Origin of the sequence: Vibrio nigripulchritudo (assembly GCF_027924785.1) — a bacterium.
Classification (GTDB): domain Bacteria; phylum Pseudomonadota; class Gammaproteobacteria; order Enterobacterales; family Vibrionaceae; genus Vibrio; species Vibrio nigripulchritudo.
The window spans coordinates 1,362,736-1,381,731 of sequence record NZ_AP027050.1; the positions used below are offsets into that span (position 1 = coordinate 1,362,736).

At 44.6% G+C, this 18,996-nt stretch carries 16 protein-coding genes; 13 read left to right on the top strand and 3 right to left on the bottom strand.

Annotated elements, in window-relative coordinates; translation table 11 throughout:
* Window positions 1-42 precede the first annotated feature (42 nt).
* The 9 genes from QMG91_RS24480 (at window position 43) to QMG91_RS24520 (ending at window position 10,947) form a co-directional block, all read left to right on the top strand.
* Complete coding sequence (locus QMG91_RS24480; RefSeq protein WP_281830632.1) at window positions 43-1,437, top strand: O-antigen ligase family protein; 1,395 nt, start codon at window positions 43-45, stop codon at window positions 1,435-1,437.
* Entirely contained in the window at window positions 1,427-2,491 is a 1,065-nt protein-coding gene (locus QMG91_RS24485) for an acyltransferase family protein (RefSeq protein WP_281830634.1), read from the top strand. Before QMG91_RS24480 ends, QMG91_RS24485 begins: the two co-directional genes overlap by 11 nt.
* 365 nt (window positions 2,492-2,856) lie before the next feature.
* Window positions 2,857-3,228, top strand: a complete 372-nt coding sequence (locus QMG91_RS24490) for a VOC family protein (protein WP_004407306.1) — start codon at window positions 2,857-2,859, stop codon at window positions 3,226-3,228.
* Between the two features lie 108 nt (window positions 3,229-3,336).
* On the top strand, window positions 3,337-3,738 hold the full coding sequence (locus QMG91_RS24495; protein ID WP_281830636.1) for a hypothetical protein: 402 nt from the start codon (window positions 3,337-3,339) through the stop codon (window positions 3,736-3,738).
* Between the two features lie 304 nt (window positions 3,739-4,042).
* Complete coding sequence (locus QMG91_RS24500; protein WP_281830638.1) at window positions 4,043-4,264, top strand: hypothetical protein; 222 nt, start codon at window positions 4,043-4,045, stop codon at window positions 4,262-4,264.
* A gap of 335 nt (window positions 4,265-4,599) precedes the next feature.
* Window positions 4,600-6,090, top strand: a complete 1,491-nt coding sequence (locus QMG91_RS24505) for an NAD(P)H-hydrate dehydratase (protein ID WP_281870262.1) — start codon at window positions 4,600-4,602, stop codon at window positions 6,088-6,090.
* Window positions 6,091-6,387: 297 nt separating this feature from the next.
* Entirely contained in the window at window positions 6,388-6,885 is a 498-nt protein-coding gene (locus QMG91_RS24510; protein WP_022561586.1) for a L,D-transpeptidase family protein, read from the top strand.
* 269 nt (window positions 6,886-7,154) lie between these two features.
* Window positions 7,155-8,363, top strand: a complete 1,209-nt coding sequence (emrD, locus tag QMG91_RS24515; protein ID WP_281830640.1) for a multidrug efflux MFS transporter EmrD — start codon at window positions 7,155-7,157, stop codon at window positions 8,361-8,363.
* Window positions 8,364-8,571: 208 nt separating this feature from the next.
* Window positions 8,572-10,947 carry a bifunctional diguanylate cyclase/phosphodiesterase gene (locus tag QMG91_RS24520; protein ID WP_281830642.1) on the top strand — a complete coding sequence of 792 codons (2,376 nt, stop codon included), beginning with the start codon at window positions 8,572-8,574 and terminating at the stop codon, window positions 10,945-10,947.
* 23 nt (window positions 10,948-10,970) lie between these two features.
* On the opposite strand, the gene QMG91_RS24525 is transcribed toward QMG91_RS24520, so the two are convergent.
* On the bottom strand, window positions 10,971-11,948 hold the full coding sequence (locus tag QMG91_RS24525) for a Gfo/Idh/MocA family protein (protein WP_281830644.1): 978 nt from the start codon (window positions 11,946-11,948) through the stop codon (window positions 10,971-10,973).
* A gap of 165 nt (window positions 11,949-12,113) precedes the next feature.
* Here QMG91_RS24525 and QMG91_RS24530 point away from each other — a divergent pair, with 165 nt between their 5' ends.
* The gene (locus QMG91_RS24530) at window positions 12,114-14,081 is read left to right on the top strand and encodes an acetoacetate--CoA ligase (RefSeq protein WP_281830645.1); all 1,968 of its coding nucleotides are present in this window, start codon (window positions 12,114-12,116) and stop codon (window positions 14,079-14,081) included.
* Window positions 14,082-14,144: 63 nt separating this feature from the next.
* Here QMG91_RS24530 and yiaA read toward each other — a convergent pair whose 3' ends face one another.
* A complete protein-coding gene (gene yiaA, locus QMG91_RS24535; RefSeq protein ID WP_281830646.1) occupies window positions 14,145-14,621 on the bottom strand; it encodes an inner membrane protein YiaA in 477 nt (158 codons plus the stop codon).
* Window positions 14,622-14,881: 260 nt separating this feature from the next.
* Here yiaA and QMG91_RS24540 point away from each other — a divergent pair, with 260 nt between their 5' ends.
* The 3 genes from QMG91_RS24540 to QMG91_RS24550 all read left to right on the top strand — a co-directional run bounded on the left by QMG91_RS24540 (window position 14,882) and on the right by QMG91_RS24550 (window position 18,244).
* On the top strand, window positions 14,882-15,760 hold the full coding sequence (locus tag QMG91_RS24540; protein ID WP_004407275.1) for a LysR family transcriptional regulator: 879 nt from the start codon (window positions 14,882-14,884) through the stop codon (window positions 15,758-15,760).
* Window positions 15,761-15,985: 225 nt separating this feature from the next.
* The gene (locus tag QMG91_RS24545) at window positions 15,986-16,879 is read left to right on the top strand and encodes a cation diffusion facilitator family transporter (RefSeq protein WP_281830647.1); all 894 of its coding nucleotides are present in this window, start codon (window positions 15,986-15,988) and stop codon (window positions 16,877-16,879) included.
* Between the two features lie 180 nt (window positions 16,880-17,059).
* On the top strand, window positions 17,060-18,244 hold the full coding sequence (locus QMG91_RS24550) for an NnrS family protein (protein WP_004407270.1): 1,185 nt from the start codon (window positions 17,060-17,062) through the stop codon (window positions 18,242-18,244).
* A gap of 19 nt (window positions 18,245-18,263) precedes the next feature.
* On the opposite strand, the gene elbB is transcribed toward QMG91_RS24550, so the two are convergent.
* Window positions 18,264-18,914: an isoprenoid biosynthesis glyoxalase ElbB gene (gene elbB / locus QMG91_RS24555; protein ID WP_281830648.1), complete on the bottom strand. Its 651-nt coding sequence runs from the start codon at window positions 18,912-18,914 to the stop codon at window positions 18,264-18,266.
* Window positions 18,915-18,996 lie beyond the last annotated feature (82 nt).

The following is an 18,996-nucleotide window of genomic DNA, read 5'->3' on the forward strand; positions in this document are numbered from 1 at the left end:
CACTTCCCTTGCTATCTCTCATATAGATATCAAGGAGATGCCATGTTTTCTACCCAACAGCAAACAGACTACAGCAAACACCTGAGCACGATTTTTTGTGTCAGTGCGCTGTGCGCCGTGCTGGGTGGGCTATGGTATCTGGTCCCGCATCCTGCGATACCTGTTGCGCTTGCCATTGTGCCTTTTGCTATTCTGTTTACACTTAATTTCCCTGTCCTTCTCGCCCTACTGTTTATTGTTTTTTCTTATTTCAGGTTACATGAAGCGTTTCCGGTTCTAATGCCTTTGCGCATTCCTTTGCTGCTCTCACTGGCGACACTGATGACCTTCTTCTGGCACATAGCCATCACACGAAATATTCAGTTCAAGCCAAGTAAGGAACTGAAGTGGTTTGCGGTGTTTTTCATTATTGTGATGCTCGGAATTCTGTTTGCTGGTAATAAAACGGCTTCCATCAACTACTTCACCAGTACGTATGTCAAAATCGCCATTATGACGCCCGTCTTGTCATGGATCCTTACTCAACCCAATCATTTCAAACTCGCTATTCGCCTTTTCTGTATTGCCGGTGGACTGGTCGCTTTTGTAGCTATCTCGAACAAACTCGCTGGAATAGGTCTGGTCGAGGGAACGCGAGTCACCATCGGCAGAAGTTTTCAATCTGTACTTGGAGATCCAAATGACCTCTCTTTGGTCTTACTGTTTCCCTTCTCGTTTGCGCTTGCTCTCGTTATGGCTCCGGGTATGAACAGATATGAGCGTGTCTTCGGTGCTATTACCAGCGTACTCATTGTATGGGCAATCATTGCGACTCAAAGCAGAGGCGGGCTACTTGGCATTGCCAGCGTGCTCGGCATTTTTGCTTATCGACGTGTGAAATCTAAAGCGCTGCTGTTTTCTGGCGGTGGCGTTCTTATGGTGATCTTGTACTTCGCTGCTGGAATCAGCGGACGAAAGTCTGGAGGTGCCGCAGAGGAAGGTATTGATGAATCAGCTATGGGGCGGATTCATGCCTGGGAAGCCGCATTCAAAATGGCACTAGACAACCCGGTTACCGGAGTTGGCATCGATAACTACTTCTACAACTATTACTTCTACAGCAGCTACTGGGACGGTAAGAACCATGCGGTTCACAGTACCTGGTTCGGCGTATTGGGTGAAACAGGATTTGTCGGTCTTTTCGTTTTCTTAGCCATGGTGATCACCATGTACAAAACTGCCATCTACTCACTCAGAAAAGTCAGTGAGAACGTTGATCGATTCCCACCTGTCACTTATGCCATGAGTGAGGGCACGTTAGCCGGAATCATTGCTTTCAGTGTTTCGGGTTCTTTTTTAACTCAAGGGTTTACATGGCCTGTCTACATTCTGGTGGCCCTGACAGCGGCCAACTATCATTTCGTTAAGCAACACGGGGAGAAAAATCATGGAGAATAGAATTCCATCACTGGATGGGCTGCGCGCAGCGTCCATTTCTCTTGTCTGTTTTGGTCACTTGGTTGGCACCGTAAACTTTCCGCAGATATTCATGCCTCTTCACAATTTGGGCAACTTTGGCGTGAAGGTCTTTTTTGTCATTTCAGGATTTCTGATCACCACTCTTTTGCTGAATGAGATGAACAGAAACGAAAAAGTGAACCTGTCTCAGTTTTTCATTCGCCGTATATTCCGACTGTTTCCGGCTTTCTATTTTTACGTTCTCTGTATCGCAGTGGCAGAATATGCTGGGATTATCTCCCTGATGCCCGGTGATCTTTTCCACGCTGTCACTTACACCATGAACTACCACCACGAGAGAGAATGGTGGTTAAACCATACTTGGTCACTCGCGGTTGAAGAGCAGTTTTATCTTCTCTGGCCTCTACTTCTGACTTTGTTGGGTAAAAAGCATGCCAAACACTTATTGGTCATCGCTGTAGTCATCATTCCTTGCGTTCGCTACTGGATGTGGTTTGAAGCAGGCAGTTCCCCTTCAGCCATGACACGGGAATTTCAGGCAATCGCCGATGCACTCGCGATGGGCTGTATTCTCGCTTACATGAAGGAAAGTGGCTTCAGGCTCCCTGAGATTTTTGGCTCTGGCTGGTTCATCGTGATACCTGCAGCCATGATTCTGGTTCCTAGTGCAATCTACAAACTTAGCCCTGCCTGGTTTTATGTCGCTGGGCAAACCATCATCAATGTTTGCGCGGCTCTGATGATTTTACGTTATAGCCAATTCAATCAGGGCATCACCTTTAAAGTGCTTAACAGTAAACCTGCCGTTTGGCTGGGTGTTTTGAGCTACTCACTGTATCTGTGGCAAGAACCTTTCCTAAATTCCTGGACCCGAGAGTGGTACGCCAACTGGCCGACTAACATCATTCTTGCGTTTGCATTCGCTCTGTTCTCCTATTACATAATTGAGAAACCGGGGTTAAAGCTACGCAAAAAGCTGATGACACCCCGAGAGAGTGTGAGGACGGTAAACACAAGAGGATCGAAAGCATGATATACCTGACCCAGTACGTTTAACCATAACAGCACAGGAATCACATGGCTTCTTACTAGGGTCTGTTGACCTTTCGAGATGATTTTTGCAGCAATTTGTGGGTTCTTTATACAAGGCAGCGCTTATTCGGTGTAGTCGCTCTACATCAATAAGCGGTAACACAGTAGAAAGGAGCCACAAATGCTGCCCGAAGGGTTCGGTTCTATGCGCTTTACTCTTTGTTGCAAGGTATTTACTTAGAATGACTAAGCGAAAGACCTTGCGCCGCGATTAAACCACATAGAACTCGAACAAAATTTAACCGCGAAAGGTCAACAGACCCTAAGAATTGATAGCCACGTGAGCGATCAAACAAGGAGAGGACGATGGAACTGGGTGCATTTTCGGTTAGTTTAACCGTCAAAGACTTACAGAAATCCAAAGCGTTTTACCAAGCGCTAGGGTTTACTGAATTCGCAGGTGACGAAACGCAAAATTGGCTCATCATGTCTAATGGTGAACATAAAATTGGGTTGTTTCAGGGGATGTTTGAGAAGAACATGCTGACCTTCAACCCCGGCTGGACGCAAAGCTGCGCTACCCTTGAAAACTTCACCGATGTTAGAGATATCCAGAAGCATCTGGAAAGCTCGGGGATTACGCTTGCTTCCAAAGCCGATGAAAACAGTTCAGGACCAGCGCATATTATGCTGGAAGATCCCGATGGCAATCCCATATTGCTAGACCAGCATGTCTAGGGTCTGTTCTGACCCTATATCACATAAAGGTGTAACTATGATTGAATGCCCATGATTTACTCGGTTCAATAAGCCAAGTTTGGGGTTCAATTCATAAAGGAACACATCATGATCAACGTTCACTACTCCTATCGCGAAGGTGATGCGAAAGAGCCCACTCACTTCTCATCTGAAAACGCAACCATCGAGCAGGTCATGTCCATTATGACCGAATACCCTTGGGATACCGAAGGCAACTTGCCAACAGAAGAGCACGCTGGCGGTGGTATTTTTGTGGAAATCACCAATCACAATAAGCAGGAAGCGACCTTTCAGATTGTGCCTTTTGGCAATGAGCATTGCATGTTGTTTGCTAACGTTGTGTTGAAAAAAGGGTTTCTCGGTATATTCGGAAAGCAGAGCGTTTCAAAAGATTTTGAAGAGCTGACACCCGAACAAGCTATCGAACGAATTAAGCCTTTCTTATCCGTTTCAGTGCCATCTATCTACGAAGAACTTGCTTCAATTTAATTTCATTTTCTGTCCGCGACAGGAAATTAACCCTGTCGCACACATGGTCAAAATTTACATGTCGATTGGCAATTTTATTGAAGTAACCTCTCATTTCATACTCTTACACCCCACTTCTCTGCACTCTTAATACAATCAGTTGAGCTCAAATTAAAGCTTGATATCCGAACGGAATATCCAGCCACTCAAATGTTCTTAAAACGCGTTTGACGCTGTCAGATGTGGCTCCTAAAGTTTGCTATACCCTCACTTGTTCTGAATAGTCAGTTCAGGTTTCCACACACCAAACATAGGAGTCATTGTTATGAAAAGAGCCAGTTCAACCTATCGCCTTCAAATGATTAAAGAAGTCGCAATTAGGAATCAGCAGCAACCGGTCGATGACCCTATGGCAAGCCACATACGCCAAATGTTGGCAGAAGACCCAAGTAAAGATCAGAAAATGGAAGACCAAAATCGCTTTATCGGTGTTCACTTTGATGAAAACGCCGGAGGTTGGGTAGATGATCGCTGGAGTTTAAAATAGAACTCCAAACTTCAGAGTAGAACAGCCAGCGGCTCTCGCTGGCTGTATCAGGATGTTCATACAGCTATCCTCTAATTACTTCCATAAGCAAAATTCTAAGAAGCCTTCCCCTCTCAATCGTCACATGTATTCACACCAATTGCTGATAAAACCTCTAATAAAGACTATTCTAATAGTCAGTGCTTTCCCATAATTTTCTCGGTTCTATGTGGTAAAGAAAAACTGCTTATGTGTCTTATTTTAAAAGCAATTTTTCATTCAAAACCATATAGGTCTTACCTACACTCAGGATTCAAAACACAGGGCAAACCTGAAAATTAAAACAGGCTAGGACAATGAACAATCAACACACCCCGATTTACACCACTTCACAAATTAGAGAAGGTGAAAAACTGGCGGCAAAAAAGCTCGGTATCCCCATGTACGAGCTGATGGAAAGAGCGGGCAAAGCCATCTTTCACCTCATGACACATGAATACGCCACGGCAAAAAAGATACTGGTTTTATGTGGCACCGGAAACAACGGCGGTGACGGATACGTTGTTGCCAAGTTGGCTAAACTCTCAGGATTGGATGTGACTTTGTGGCATGTGGGCGACTCTGACCGCCTTACGGGTGACGCCCTGACTGCGCAACAGGGTTGGCTGGGTATCGGAGGGGAGATTCTTTCGCCAAGTTCATCCTTTCCCAAACATCTGGAACTGATCATTGATGGCATGTTGGGTACGGGGTTGTCTGGAAACGTCAGGCGACAATACGCAGAAGTGATTGAACGTGTGAACCTGCACCCAGCTCCTGTTGTTGCGGTGGATGTTCCTTCAGGGCTTTGTGCCGATTCTGGCTTCCCTCTCGGGACAGCAATAGAAGCCGAATTTACCGTAACATTTATCGGGATGAAAAAAGGTCTGGTCACAGGGCGCGCAAAAAACTTTACTGGGACTTTGAGTTGCGATTCTCTGGGGACAAGCGAGTATTTTAAACAGAATGTTTCCACACCCTATCAGATGATAGGCTCACGAATCCTTGATGATGCGTTACCCAAACGAAAGCCTAACAGTCACAAAGGTAATTTTGGCAAGGTGCTTTTGGTGGGCGGAGCTCACGGTATGGGAGGCGCTATTACTCTCGCAGCTTCTGCCTGTGCACGTACTGGTGCGGGGTTAACTAAAGTCATCACATACAAGGACAATGCTCCCTCTTTATTAGCTACGCATCCAGAAATCATGATCGATCCAAACATGGGCAATAAGCATCTGGTCAATGACTCACTTCAGTGGGCAGACACTTTGGTTTTGGGACCCGGGCTGGGTCAACTGGTTTGGGGAAGCGAACTCTATCATCTGTTCTGTCATCTTGACCTACCAAAGGTACTGGACGCCGACGCGCTTAACTTTCTGGCTACTCAACCAGATAAGGATGATAACCGGATTATTACTCCTCATCCTGGTGAAGCCTCCCGATTACTTGAATGCACAGTGGCAGAAGTAGAGGACAACCGCTATCAGGCTGCGGCGAACCTGCATGAAAAATTTGGTGGGGTTGTTGTATTAAAAGGTGCAGGCACCATTGTTTACGATGGCGGAACCTTCTGGGTCTGCGGTCAGGGCAACCCCGGCATGTCGACAGGTGGAATGGGAGATGTATTAAGCGGTGTAATCGGCAGTTTGTTAGGGCAAAAACTGAACTTGCTGGACGCTGCGAAGCTAGGGGTATGGCTTCACAGTAATGCCGCTGACTGGTGTGCCAGAGAGGAAGGCACAGTAGGGTTACTCGCCAGCGATTTACTTCCGTATTTGAGAAAACTCATCAACAAAATGGAAGAATAATGATTGCATTAGACCTTTAATTTCGAAAATTGCATCCGGCTTGTAAAAGCAGGATGCGGTCATTCTTTTAGGTCGCTTCCAGCAATAATGTGTGTTTACCAACCGCTCTTACCCAAATTGTCGTGTGATGCAGGCTTGCATAAATTTCATTCAGACATAAGAGCTAGGCTGATAATCCATGTTCATTTTTTCTCGCTCAATTCATAAACTTGAAGTAGATTGCTCGTATAGTTCATTGACACAACAGTAACCATCAGGGTCAATTTAATGGTTACGACAGATAAAACATTTATAAAAATGATAAAAAAAACACTCACTCTTTGCCTTTCAATCATAACGTTGTTTCTCCCTACACTTGCCTGTTCCTCAGTCGATCTTGTCAAAGTCGTCAAGGCTGAGAGGAAAATGTACCTAATTGATGAAGGAAAAATCATTAAGGAATACCGGATCGCTTTAGGTGGCTCTCCCAAGGGGCATAAAGTTCAGGAAGGCGACCACAAAACCCCAGAGGGTCGATACATTCTGGATTACAAAAAAGAAGACTCGGCATTCCACAGAGCCATGCACATCAGCTACCCCAATACAGCAGACAAAGCGAAAGCCAAAGAGCTGGGCGTCGATCCTGGTGGCTTTATCATGGTTCATGGCAACAACCCTAAGAACAAATATCTTCAGGTAGACTGGACTGAGGGCTGTATTGCCATTACAGATGATGAGATGGACGAGTTTATGGATTTAGTTCAAGTGGGAACCCCAATAGAAATAATGTGGACAGAATCCGACCAACAGAACTAACCTCGCTTTCATTTCCCTTTTCTCAATAGCCCAAGGAATTTACTGCCATTTATTTCGCATTAGTTTTTCTAATCATAATCATAGAAAACTATCGTGCTTGGGCTATCTGTTTTTTCTTGTCTGACAAAGGCTTTACTCTTACTATCTCGCCCGTATCGGGATTTTGTGTTGTATCTGGTAAATATACAGTTTAAATAAACGCCAGATAGCATTTCTTTTCATTTCCCGAGTATCGAAATACCCAATATTTTCCATTAGGAGTAGTAAACATGCCTTCATCTGTGCCTTTGGCTCGGTTGACCTTTCTGATCGCAATTCTGACCGCTGTTGGTCAGATGACTCAAACCATGTACGTCCCCTCTATTGGACATATGGCGTCTGAGTTTATTGTTGATCCTGCCGTATTGCAGGCAGTAATGGCGTGCTATTTGATTCCTTATGGATTATCTCAGTTCATATATGGTCCCCTCTCAGATCGCTTAGGCAGAAAGCCCATTATCGTGGTTGGACTGATCATCTACCTACTGGGTACCTTGGTTGCTCTGTTTGCACACAATTACGATGTATTTCTGTTAGGAAGCTTTATTCAAGGGGCTGGCATTGGCTGTGGTGGAGCAATGGCCAGAACACTGACACGCGACTGTTTCGAAGGAAGCAGGCTGCATCGAGCCAACAGCCTAATCAGTATGTGCGTCATCTTTTCGCCTTTAGTTGCTCCATTACTAGGTGGATACCTGACTGAAACATTCGGCTGGCGCAGCAGTTATCTGTTTCTTGCTTTGTTTGCAGCGGCTGTCGTGCTCACCATGATGACAAGCTTTAAAGAGACCCTGCCCAAATCAAGAAGAAATGCGGCACCAGTCTGGCAGAATTATCGCTATGTTTTATCAAACCGCCGATTCCAGGGATATCTGGGATGCCTTATCGCAACATTTTCAGGTGTTGCTGTGTTTGAAGCTGCGGCTGGGGTGTTATTGGGCGGAACACTTAACTTACCGGCAACGGTAGTAAGCCTGTTATTTATTGCCCCAATTCCCGGCTATCTTGCAGGTGCAGGGCTATCCAGCGTGATTGCGGAAAAGTTCTCCGAAAAATACGCGATGAACTTTGGTTTGATTGCTGCAATTCTGGGCTCTGGCATTGTTTTGCTACCGGGATTGAACGACCAGACCACTGCCGTGACTTTGGTTGGTGGCGCTACCGTCTATTTCCTTGGTGCCGGGGTGTTGTTTCCTGCGGCAACAACGGGAGCGATTGCACCATTTCCTGCACATGCTGGCACGGCTGGCGCAGTACTAGGAGGAATGCAGAATTTTGGGGCTGGTGTAGCCACATTAGCGGCTTCTGCATTGCCTGCAAGCAATCAGCTTCCTCTTGGAATCATCATGCTGGTGTGCGCCATTGCAGCCTTTGTAAGTTTGATTTGGGTAGACAAGCACCCTGACTCTCAACAAAATCCTGAAATTTCTGCGATATAGATCCAGCTTTAGTCTCGCGCTCATGGCATGTCATAAATCTGTCATGAGCGCTGACTAATCTCACAACCTTATGCGCCCTCTGTTTATCATTTACGAATACGCAAATGAGTCAGTATTTATATTTACAGTTGATAATAAATATCATTTACATATTTAAAAAATATGACTAACATTAATCGAGTTGCTACCAGAAAGACCTGAGAAAAGATTGAAATATAACCGGATTCAGCCGCGAACAACCTATATTTGGCTAATAGGAATTTTAGTCGCCCTCCTTTGTTTATTTACAATTAACTATTACGAAAACAAACGCGCGCAATACGCCCTTGAACTGCAAACAAACGAAAAGGTAAAAACCTTAGAGAAATCTATTGGTTCTCTTACTACTATTCTGCATTCCACTCGTGATTTCCTTCAAATTAACAACAACTTATCATCAGAACAATTTCATACACTATTAAAAGACAGAACGGGCATTGGTTCTGGTATTCATACTATTTTCTGGGCACCTTTAATTTCGACAGAAGACAAACTTCAAGCGCAAAGTCTGGCGAATCTCAGTGGTCAATTGGGTTATACAATTACTCCCTCACTTTCAACTACTTATGCCTGTGCCAGTTGGCTTGGTCGACATGCATTCCCCGTGTTGTTTGCCTCCCCTAAATTTGAAGGCAGCGACTTTCTGGGTTCAAGAATTGAGAGCCATTGCCCAAACAATTTTGCATTAAAACGGGCAATAGAAATTAACGAAGTGAAGGCTTCCACGTTTTACCATGAAGGAAGAAGAGGGTTACAAATCTATTTGCCTGTGCAGTCTGGAAGTGGGCAAACTTTAGGCATTTTGGTAATGAATATTATCCTCCACGAATTTTTAGAGCTGACGTGGCAGGAAGAAATCATTGCGAAAAATATCGATATATTGGTCGAAGACGACGATAGTCGTCAGCTATTTAAAACCGAAAATCAAAGCTTTAAACAGAATCAATACGGTTTGATTAAATATCCATCAGCCACCCGAACATTATATTTCCCTATATTAGATAAATCGTTAAGTGTCACTGTTACACACTTATCAAAAGACTACCGACCCTATATTTACAGTACGGTTTCAACATTACTGATTTTTATGCTGACTCTGTCGGTTTCAGTCAGTGTGAAAAGCTATGCTAATCGGCTCAGAGTATCGAACAAGCTGGTCGCTGAGAAAACCCAGAAACTGCGTACACAGGCAACGCATGACGCACTCACTGGTTTGTTCAACAGACAGGCGCTTGCCGAACAACTTCAAGAATTTATTGAGAACATCACTCCAAACGGAGGCAATGGCTTTGCCATTCTGTTTATCGATTTGGATCGCTTCAAAATCGTCAACGACTCGATGGGTCACATGGTTGGCGATCTCCTGTTGCAGCAGGTTGCGTTAAGACTACAAAGCAACGTAAGAAATGACGACATATGCTATCGATTCGGTGGAGATGAGTTCATTGTCTGCCTGCGAAACAAGCTAAATCGCTACGACATTAATAACGTCTGCCAGAGATACTTAAGTGCTTTAACCGAGCCTTACAACTGTAATGGTCAGTTATACAACATAGGTGCGAGTATTGGAGTCACGACCGTTAATTCTTCCACCCAGACGTTAACCAATATTCTGCGGGAAGCCGATACAGCCATGTACCGGGCGAAAAAATCTTCATCAAGCCAGATTGTTTTTTACGAAAACACCATGTTTGATCAGGCAAAGCAGCGATTCACTATCGAAAACGAATTGAGTGAGGCACACAATAGAAAACAACTGTTGCTCAACTATCAGCCCGTGTTTTCGACCGAATCAAACCAGCTTTCAGCATTTGAAGCGCTGCTACGCTGGAAACACCCGGATAAGGGTTGGATTTCGCCAGATACCTTCATTCCTGTTGCCGAAGAAACCAATCAAATCATTGAAATTGGCGATTGGGTGCTAGAGGAAGTGTGTTCAACCATTCAGGAACTATGGGACAAATCTGAATCAGGGAAATGCCCACGCATCAACGTTAATGTATCGGTAAAGCAGCTTAAATCGGGCCATATCGTTAAAACTCTTCGTCATGTACTGAAAAAGTATCGATTCCCAGCGTCACGCTTAGGTGTCGAAATTACTGAATCGACACTTTTAAACCACAGCACGGCACTGAGCACGCTCAAGCAAATCAAATCACTGGGGGTGAGCCTGTATCTGGACGACTTTGGAACTGGCTATTCCTCACTATCTGTTCTCAATGACTATCCATTTGATGTCGTAAAGATGGATCGCAGTTTCATCTGGAAAATGGACAAACCGGGAGACAAATCTGCTCAGCTATGTGAAGCCATTATTCAGATGTCACATGCCATCCAGTTGGAAGTGGTGGCAGAAGGGGTCGAAACTCAGGCTCAGTTAGACATGCTTAGAAACTATGAATGTGACTACATTCAAGGGTACTTAAAAGGAAAGCCCGTTTCGAAAAACGAGCTTTCAAGGTTTGTGGGTGCATCAAAGACGGTACAAAGGCTTACTGCCATCTCCCACCCTTCAACAAGACCAGAGAAAGTAGAAAAAGCCTGATGGGCTCTGGCGAGTTCGTTTTTTTACCTGTCGGCGGGATAAACCAACCCAATCTGCTTTCTCACTTCAGTCAGGATCTTCGCGGTAGACAAAGAACGTTGCTTTGACACTTTGTCTGCTTTTCCTTCACGAACTAACTGCACAAAAAACTCAGCTTCATAGCGCATGCTCTGTTCATCTGAAGGCAGCGTAATATCTTGCACCAACTCCCCTCTGGGTTTGAACTCTACTTTTTCGGCGTCTGATAGCGCATGGATAATCAGGTTACCTTTTTCGCCCTGTATCTCACTAGGAATGGCAGAATCTGCAATTTTAGAATGGAGAATCACCACATCAAACCCATTGTACTCAAACAGCATACTTCCCTGCCCGTCCACACCAGAATCCAGCATTATTGCGGTTGCGCTCACGCGTTCTGGTTCCCCAAACAGGCTGATAGCACTGGCAACGCAGTAATATCCGATGTCCATAGCTGAGCCATTCGAAAATTCTGGATTAAAAGTATTTGGGTTTTCACCATTTAAGTATTTCTGGTAGCGAGAAGAATACTGACAGTAGTTCAAAACGGCTTTTCGAACGGGTGCGATGTCGTTCATGCGCTGTTTTATCAGGTTGAAGTTAGGCAGGTAGTCAGTTTTAAAGGCTTCAAAGAGAACAACCTGATTCTCTTCTGCTACCTGAAACATCTTTTGTACTTCATCGTAGTTAGAAGCAAGCGGTTTCTCACAAATAACGTGCTTCCCGCTATTCATAAGAGCAATAGCCTGTTGGCAATGGAATGAATTAGGGCTTGCAATGTAAACCGCATCTATGGATTCATCTGAGCACAGTTCACCGAATTCAGTAAACACCACCTCACAATCAAACTTCGACGCAAACTGCCTGCCTGTTTCCTCAGATCGTGAATAGACAGCGCTCAGTGCATATTGTTCGGTCAGCAGTGCTGCATTTAAAAATCGTTCAGTGATCCAATTGGTTCCAATAATGGCTAACTTAATCATTCGTAATTCCATGAAATCTCACAAGACAAAGGGAATTGTGACTGAATCAACTGATTGTTCAACAAATTATTTACAACTATAGATCTATACACTTCAATAAACTGAGTACTTTAGGTTCCAACTCAGGTTGTTCCTTACTCATTTTTCGCAGATTTCGGAGTCGTTATGTCAGACGTATCACCAATCTGGTCACCAGATCCAAACCGGGTCGAAAATGCTCATATCACCCAGTTCATTCAGAAAGTGAACAAGGACTTTGATTTGTGTCTTTCTGACTACCCATCTCTGCACTCGTGGTCCGTAAGTTCTAGTGAAGATTTCTGGACAAGCTTGTGGGACTTTACCAATCTGATTGGCAATAAAGGCAATACCGTCAGGGAGGTGGGTCCCTCAAAATGGGAATCTCCAGCAAGCAGCCGCGACACCTTATGGTTCCCTAATGCTTCACTCAACTACGCCGAGAATTTACTGGCTAATGGATCTCGAACCCCAAACGCAATAGCTATCGAGTTCCATAATGAGCGAGGTCAGCAGGTAAGCCTAAGCTGGCGTGACGTTTGTGAACAGGTGTCAGTTATCCAGCAATGGCTAATAGATTGTGGTGTAGAAAAGGGAGATGTTGTTGCCGGCTACCTCCCCTATTTACCAGAAACCGTCATCGCGATGCTTGCAGCAACCAGCCTCGGCGCCATCTGGACTTCAACGTCTCCCGACTTTGGCATCGACAGTGTTTTGGAACGATTTGGGCAGGTAAAACCTAAAGTATTGTTCTGTTGTGACGGGTACAGCTTTGCGGGTAAACAGCATTCTATGCGTGAAAAGAATCAGGCATTAAATGAACAGCTTATTTCACTTAATCAAGTCTGTGAAATACAGTATTTAAATACCGATGTGCAAAGCGATTTTTCATCTTGGTCAGTTATCCTCGGAAACTACGAAGCAAAGAAGCTGGAATACCAAAGAGTCGGCTTCAATTCACCTCTGTTCATTCTTTATTCCTCAGGCACCACTGGCAAACCAAAGTGCATCACACACTCCGTGGGCGGTACTTTGCTGAATCATATGAAGGAACACCAGCTTCACTGTGATGTTAAACGGGGAGATAAAGCTTTCTACTACACCACTTGCGGGTGGATGATGTGGAATTGGCACGTTTCCGCTCTGGCTAGCGGAGCAACGCTCGTCATATTTGATGGTAGCCCGGTGTTCCCGCATCAGGGCATCTTATGGGAACTGGCAGAGTCCTCCAAAGTAAAACTGTTCGGTACTTCCGCAAAATATCTGGCTGCATTAGAAAAAAACGGTTACCACCCAGCTGAACACTATGATCTGAGTTCAGTGAAAACATTGTGCTCTACAGGTTCTGTTTTGTTTCCCGAACAATTTAACTATGTCTACCAAAACATTGGTAGCGATATCCATCTTGCTTCGATTTCTGGCGGAACCGACATTTGTGGCTGTTTTGTTTTGGGTAACCCTATGTCCCCAGTCTATCGGGGTGAATGCCAAGCGGCGGGCTTGGGGTTGGATGTCCGTGTCTTTAACAGTCAGGGGAATTCTGTTCTTGGTGAAAGAGGAGAACTTGTCTGCCTTAACAGCTTTCCTAACCAGCCAATCGGTTTCTGGCAAGACAGTGGTGAGCGTTATCACAATGCCTATTGGGGAGAATTTGAGAACGTATGGCATCACGGTGATGATGTGGAAATGACGTCCAGAAAAGGAATGATTTTCTATGGGCGCAGCGATACCGTACTCAACCCAGGCGGGATAAGGATCGGCACTGCGGAAATTTATCAGCAGGTGAATCAGCTAGATGGCATTGTTGATTCGATTGCCGTTGGTCAGCAATGGGAAGGGGACGAAAGAATCGTACTGTTTGTTCAGATGGAAGATGGGCAAATTTTGTCGGACGAGCGAATTGACGAGATCAAGTCGACACTAAAAAATCGATGTTCACCCAGACACGTTCCTTCTCTGATTTATGCGGTTAGCGACATACCAAGAACTAAGTCAGGTAAATTGGTGGAAGTGGCTGTTAAAGAGGTCATCCATGGCAATGAAGTCAAAAACATTGGTGCCATTGCCAACCCAGAAGTATTGGGGGAAATTGCCTCGGTTTTCGCTCAAGGTTGAATGCAAAAGCGCGGGCATATATGCCTGCGCTTGAACTAATATCTGTTAGTCTAATTTTGGTATCTATTTTTTATCGTCAGTGGCTTCGGACTCTGACCAATCTACTTGAGAGTGATGCTCTTCTTCTACTGGTTCTTCTGCTTTTTTCAGTAAACTCATGTCACGAGTATTTTTCTGTACCGTAATAGCAGCAAAGAGAGACATTAGAAACGCCAGACCATAGAAGCCTTTTTCGCTAAGCAACATATCAGCATTCCATAGCCCTGCCCCCATTAAAGCAACTGAAGCCAATATCGCTACCCATGAAAGCCCAAAATACAAATCTGTTACAGGAATACCTTCAGACTTATCTCGAACAGTTTTTTGCAACGAAATGGCGGCATACAGACCAAGCAAAATAACCGTGAAGTAGAATCCTTTTTCATTCAGTAGTAACTCTGAGTTCCACAAGCCCAGAAGAAACCCACCAAAGCCCGCAAATAAGCATGCCCAAGATGCACCGATAAACGCTTTTGTTGGTTGATTAATTACGTTTTCCATATTCTTATTCCTTCTCTCATTTTTCAATCGAACACTGTTTTATTGCAAATAATCTTGGCTCAAGAATTCGAATCAAACAAGAAGAAATTTAGAGCCAAAATTCTAAATGCGACATAAGTCACATTAAATTGATACCTCTACTCTACTGAAATAAACGAGGTATTTGCAGAAACAGGATTTAACCTACACGCATGGATCGGTCGTAAATGGTTGCGATATCTGCTATTTTTCTGATAACCAATCGATAAGAGCTCAAACACATGAACCTTTCCCAAATCGAAGCCTTTTGCACTGTTGCTGATTTAGGATCTGTTTCGGAAGCTGCAAGACAACTTGAGTGCAACCGAACTAAACTCAGCATGGCGATAAAAGCACTGGAGAAAGAACTGGATACCGAGCTTTTTGTAAGAGCAGGCAATCATTTAAGCCTTTCAGAAGCAGGCAAAGCGATATACAAAGATTGTGAAAGCATGCTTGTGACTCAAAAACGCATTATGCAGACTTGCCGCCAAGTGTCTGGCGAATTTAACGCTGAAGTTTGGATTGCTCGCGACGATTCACTACCGGATGAGCTGTGGCAAAATTTAGCTCATCAAATCAACAAGAAATTCCCTGCAACTTCCTTCAACATCGTTCTTGCGTCCAGTGGCGACCTTGCGAACCTGGTTGAAACTCAGCAAGTCGATTTTGCATTTGGCGTCGATTACGAACGCATTGATGATCCAAGAGTCACCTATCACCCAATTGGTAAAATTCGCATGATGTCAGTTTGCAGATCTGGGCATCCGCTTACCAAAATGCGTCGTGTGGCGGATGAAGACCTGAGAAACGCAATGCAGGCTTCTATCGCTTACCTGAATGAAAAAGACAACCCAGAGCTACAACCCTTTTCATTACGCTACATTGGCTTCTCCAGCTTTGATTACATGCTCAATACCATTCTTGATGAAGATGCGTGGGGCGTACTACCTGAACCGTTAATCCGTCCTTTACTTCGAGAAGAACGGATTTCGGTTATCAAGCATACCTATGGTCTGACCCAGGAAGATTACTGCATGTTCACGGCTGCGGGTATGACAGAAGATTCCGCAATGGTATGGCTAGCCGATCAACTCAGTGACTACTTGTTTGATTTCTAGCTTCGCACTCAACATCTGCGTTCCATCGAGTGATTGGCTCTGTTTAATTAAGGCACATATCACTCACCGTCAATATTCATGACACCAAGATTAATCAATAACCTATTGTTTTAATTTGTTTTTTGTTTGTTTTATCTATTTTCATTTCTATCACTAGCCATAAACTGTTTGTAAAAACACCATCTAGCACGAAAAATAAAAGAGTGTTTACCACCGAGATATTTTATGTGTGCCAGGACAAGCAAAAACGAAAATAGTGTTCTTACCTTTTCAGCCCTTTTAGCATCAGGCTTTGCGTTTGGTGGTTTAGTGCTGGGGCTATGGGTTGGTTCATTAGTCATTGTTTTTGACGGCGTTTATTCTCTAGTCAGCTTACTGTTAACTTTATTGTCACTTGCTGCATCCTGGTACATTCAAAAGCCCTCTGACGCTCAGTTTCCTTTTGGACGAGCGGTAATTGAACCCATCGTTATCATCATCAAAGCCACCACAATTCTCGCGGTAGTCAGCTATTCCCTTTACTCGGCTATAGAAGCCATGTTCACTGGTGGTCGCGAAGTCGACGCGTCGATCGCAACTCTGTTTGGGGTTGTTAATGTATTAGGTTGTGGGTATGCATGGTGGTTTATTGCACGTAAAAGCAAGCAACATTCTTCTGGGCTGATTGAAGCCGAATCCAAACAGTGGCAAATGGATACCTTGTTAAGTGTCGCGGTGACGGCAGGCTTCGTGATAGCGTGGCTGGTTTCCGTTTCACCAGCAAGCGTATACGCCGTTTATGCTGATCCCTTAATGATGCTTTTAATGTCGTTCTACTTTATTAAAGTGCCATTCGACATGCTTAGAGAAGCAGCGCGAGAGTTGTTGATGATGTCACCAGACAAAGAACTATGTCAGAAGGTAGATAACAATATCTCGGCGGTAGAAAAAGAGATGCCGCAGGACATTCAAGTCACTGGTGTAACAAAAATTGGTCGCGAACTTCGGGTTGATGTCGATATTCTGACCAACAAGAAAGCCATTGATATCAAAGATATTGAGCAAACACGCAACAAAATTACTCGTCGTTTGTCGGCTCTGCCTTACGATCTCCAACTGAATCTGAATATCTCCCACTAATAATCTCTATCTGAGGAAGCAGTTCCACATTGTTGGGCGAATTGCTTCCTCTGATCAGAGGCGTTAATCGTTAGTTTTTTCTAAAAAGATCCTCTCCCCCTAACCTTGATCAAAGTTTCACTGGCTTAATAACCTTAAAGTTGTATTATAAATGCATCTTTAAGGTTGTAGGTGTTTCCTATGCTAAACATTACTGATCTGCGTGTTGAAAATCGTATCCCTCCGTTACTTCGCCTTGGTTTCCGTCCTTTCTTTCTGGCTGGTGCTTTGTACGCCATTGTTGCAGTTCTCGTTTGGGTTTACGCCTTTCAAAAAGGCCAACCCGCCGCTCTGAGTGTGCCAGCATTATGGTGGCATGTGCATGAAATGTTCTTTGGATTTGCTATGGCCATTGTCGCCGGATTTGTGCTAACCGCAGTACAAAACTGGACAGGAGTGAACGGCACTAAAGGGAAAGTTCTCGCCATCATCTTTTCACTCTGGTTGATACCCCGACTTTTGTTCTGGACGCCAGCACCATTGTGGCTGGTCTCTTCAATTGAAGCGCTTTTTTTGCTCGCGGTCGCATGGGAAGTTGGCTGGCGTGTATTTAAAACAAAAGGCTGGCGAAACCTGTTTTTTATTCCAATGTTTTTGCTGGCAACCGTTGCTAACTTTGCGAGCTATGCCGCTATTAAGGGTATGCCCCCCTTTCCAGCGAGTGCAGTATGGCAATCCATGATGTGGTGGTTTGTGTTGCTGCTTGCCATTATGGGTGGGCGTGTCATTCCTTTTTTTACCGCCCGACGTTTTCAGTTCGAAAAACCCCAACCTATCGTATGGTTAGAATGGGTTGCAAACTTCCCATTAGTACTATTGTTCATCACCAGCTTTTTTCCACTCCTACCACCGCAAATCGGTCAGTGGCTAATGCTTACCTCAGCTGTGGGGCAGTTTTATCGTGTTGCCCGCTGGAAACCATGGAAGACACTTTCTGAACCTCTGGTCTGGTCACTGCATTTGGCGTATCTGTGTATTCCTTTAGGACTGGCGATTAAAGGATTAACGTCGGACTCGTTTGTTAATCACACCATGATCCATTTATTCGCACTTGGTGCTTTGGGTGGGTTAATTCTGTCAATGATTTCCAGAGTGACCATGGGACACACGGGTCGAGAAATCTACAAAGGACCGAGTATGTGGCTGGCTTTTGGAGCGCTTATTCTGGCTGCTGTTTTAAGGGCAATTGGTGTCTCTGTTATGCCTTCGTACATGATGGGGTTTATCCATGTATCAGCGCTTTTGTGGGTAGTCGCCTTTGGCATGTTTGTCTGGCATTTTGCGCCTATGTTATGTACACCAAGAGTCGATGGCAGACCTGGCTAGGTCTGCCAGTAAATGGATGCTATAGGCGGTCGAGTAAAGCTTTAACCAGCTTATTAATGCCTGATGACGCTTCCGAGATGGAGCTAGCAAGCATGTAAGCTGGCGTAGTTATCAACTTGTTTGCTTCGTCTACAACAATATCTGAGACCTGACAATCCACATGTTCAGCTCCCATAGTTTCAAGTGTTGCAGCTGTTTCTGCATCAGTTCCTATCGTCAGTTTGACGCCTTGCCCATAAATTTCAGGCAACAAAGCCGGAGCAATACACATATAACCGGCAGGCTTTCCTGCAGAAGCAAACGCTTTACAAGCAGATAGCACTGTGTCATCAACTTTGCTCTCCTTCCCTTCAAAAGCAAACGTTGAAAGATTCTTAGCCGCGCCAAACCCGCCAGGAACGAGCAGCGCATCGAATTCACTTACATTTAGACTTGCCACATCCTGAATATTTCCACGAGCGATTCGAGCCGCTTCTGTTAGGACGTTACGCGTCTCTGAGACTTCTTCACCTTTCAAATGATCGATAACGTGGTGCTGACTGATGTCAGGAGCAAAGCAGTGCCACGAAGCTCCATTCTGTTCGATAGCAAACAGTGATAGTACTGCTTCGTGAATTTCTGCGCCGTCGTAAACACCACAACCACTTAAAATTACCGCAACTTTCTTCATTCTTTAACCTTCCTTGCCTGACGTATAACCTCTCGCACAAACCATGTCTTAATCAGACACGGTTTTGTACTAAGCAGTTATA

Excerpts from the sequence above, each read along its gene's own strand:
- QMG91_RS24480 (WP_281830632.1), top strand. The coding sequence starts at position 43 with ATGTTTTCTACCCAACAGCAAACAGACTACAGCAAACACCTGAGCACG.
- QMG91_RS24485 (WP_281830634.1), top strand. The coding sequence starts at position 1,427 with ATGGAGAATAGAATTCCATCACTGGATGGGCTGCGCGCAGCGTCCATT.
- QMG91_RS24490 (WP_004407306.1), top strand. The coding sequence starts at position 2,857 with ATGGAACTGGGTGCATTTTCGGTTAGTTTAACCGTCAAAGACTTACAG.
- QMG91_RS24495 (WP_281830636.1), top strand. The coding sequence starts at position 3,337 with ATGATCAACGTTCACTACTCCTATCGCGAAGGTGATGCGAAAGAGCCC.
- QMG91_RS24500 (WP_281830638.1), top strand. The coding sequence starts at position 4,043 with ATGAAAAGAGCCAGTTCAACCTATCGCCTTCAAATGATTAAAGAAGTC.
- QMG91_RS24505 (WP_281870262.1), top strand. The coding sequence starts at position 4,600 with ATGAACAATCAACACACCCCGATTTACACCACTTCACAAATTAGAGAA.
- QMG91_RS24510 (WP_022561586.1), top strand. The coding sequence starts at position 6,388 with ATGATAAAAAAAACACTCACTCTTTGCCTTTCAATCATAACGTTGTTT.
- emrD (WP_281830640.1), top strand. The coding sequence starts at position 7,155 with ATGCCTTCATCTGTGCCTTTGGCTCGGTTGACCTTTCTGATCGCAATT.
- QMG91_RS24525 (WP_281830644.1), bottom strand. The coding sequence starts at position 11,948 with ATGATTAAGTTAGCCATTATTGGAACCAATTGGATCACTGAACGATTT.
- QMG91_RS24530 (WP_281830645.1), top strand. The coding sequence starts at position 12,114 with ATGTCAGACGTATCACCAATCTGGTCACCAGATCCAAACCGGGTCGAA.
- yiaA (WP_281830646.1), bottom strand. The coding sequence starts at position 14,621 with ATGGAAAACGTAATTAATCAACCAACAAAAGCGTTTATCGGTGCATCT.
- QMG91_RS24540 (WP_004407275.1), top strand. The coding sequence starts at position 14,882 with ATGAACCTTTCCCAAATCGAAGCCTTTTGCACTGTTGCTGATTTAGGA.
- QMG91_RS24545 (WP_281830647.1), top strand. The coding sequence starts at position 15,986 with ATGTGTGCCAGGACAAGCAAAAACGAAAATAGTGTTCTTACCTTTTCA.
- QMG91_RS24550 (WP_004407270.1), top strand. The coding sequence starts at position 17,060 with ATGCTAAACATTACTGATCTGCGTGTTGAAAATCGTATCCCTCCGTTA.
- elbB (WP_281830648.1), bottom strand. The coding sequence starts at position 18,914 with ATGAAGAAAGTTGCGGTAATTTTAAGTGGTTGTGGTGTTTACGACGGC.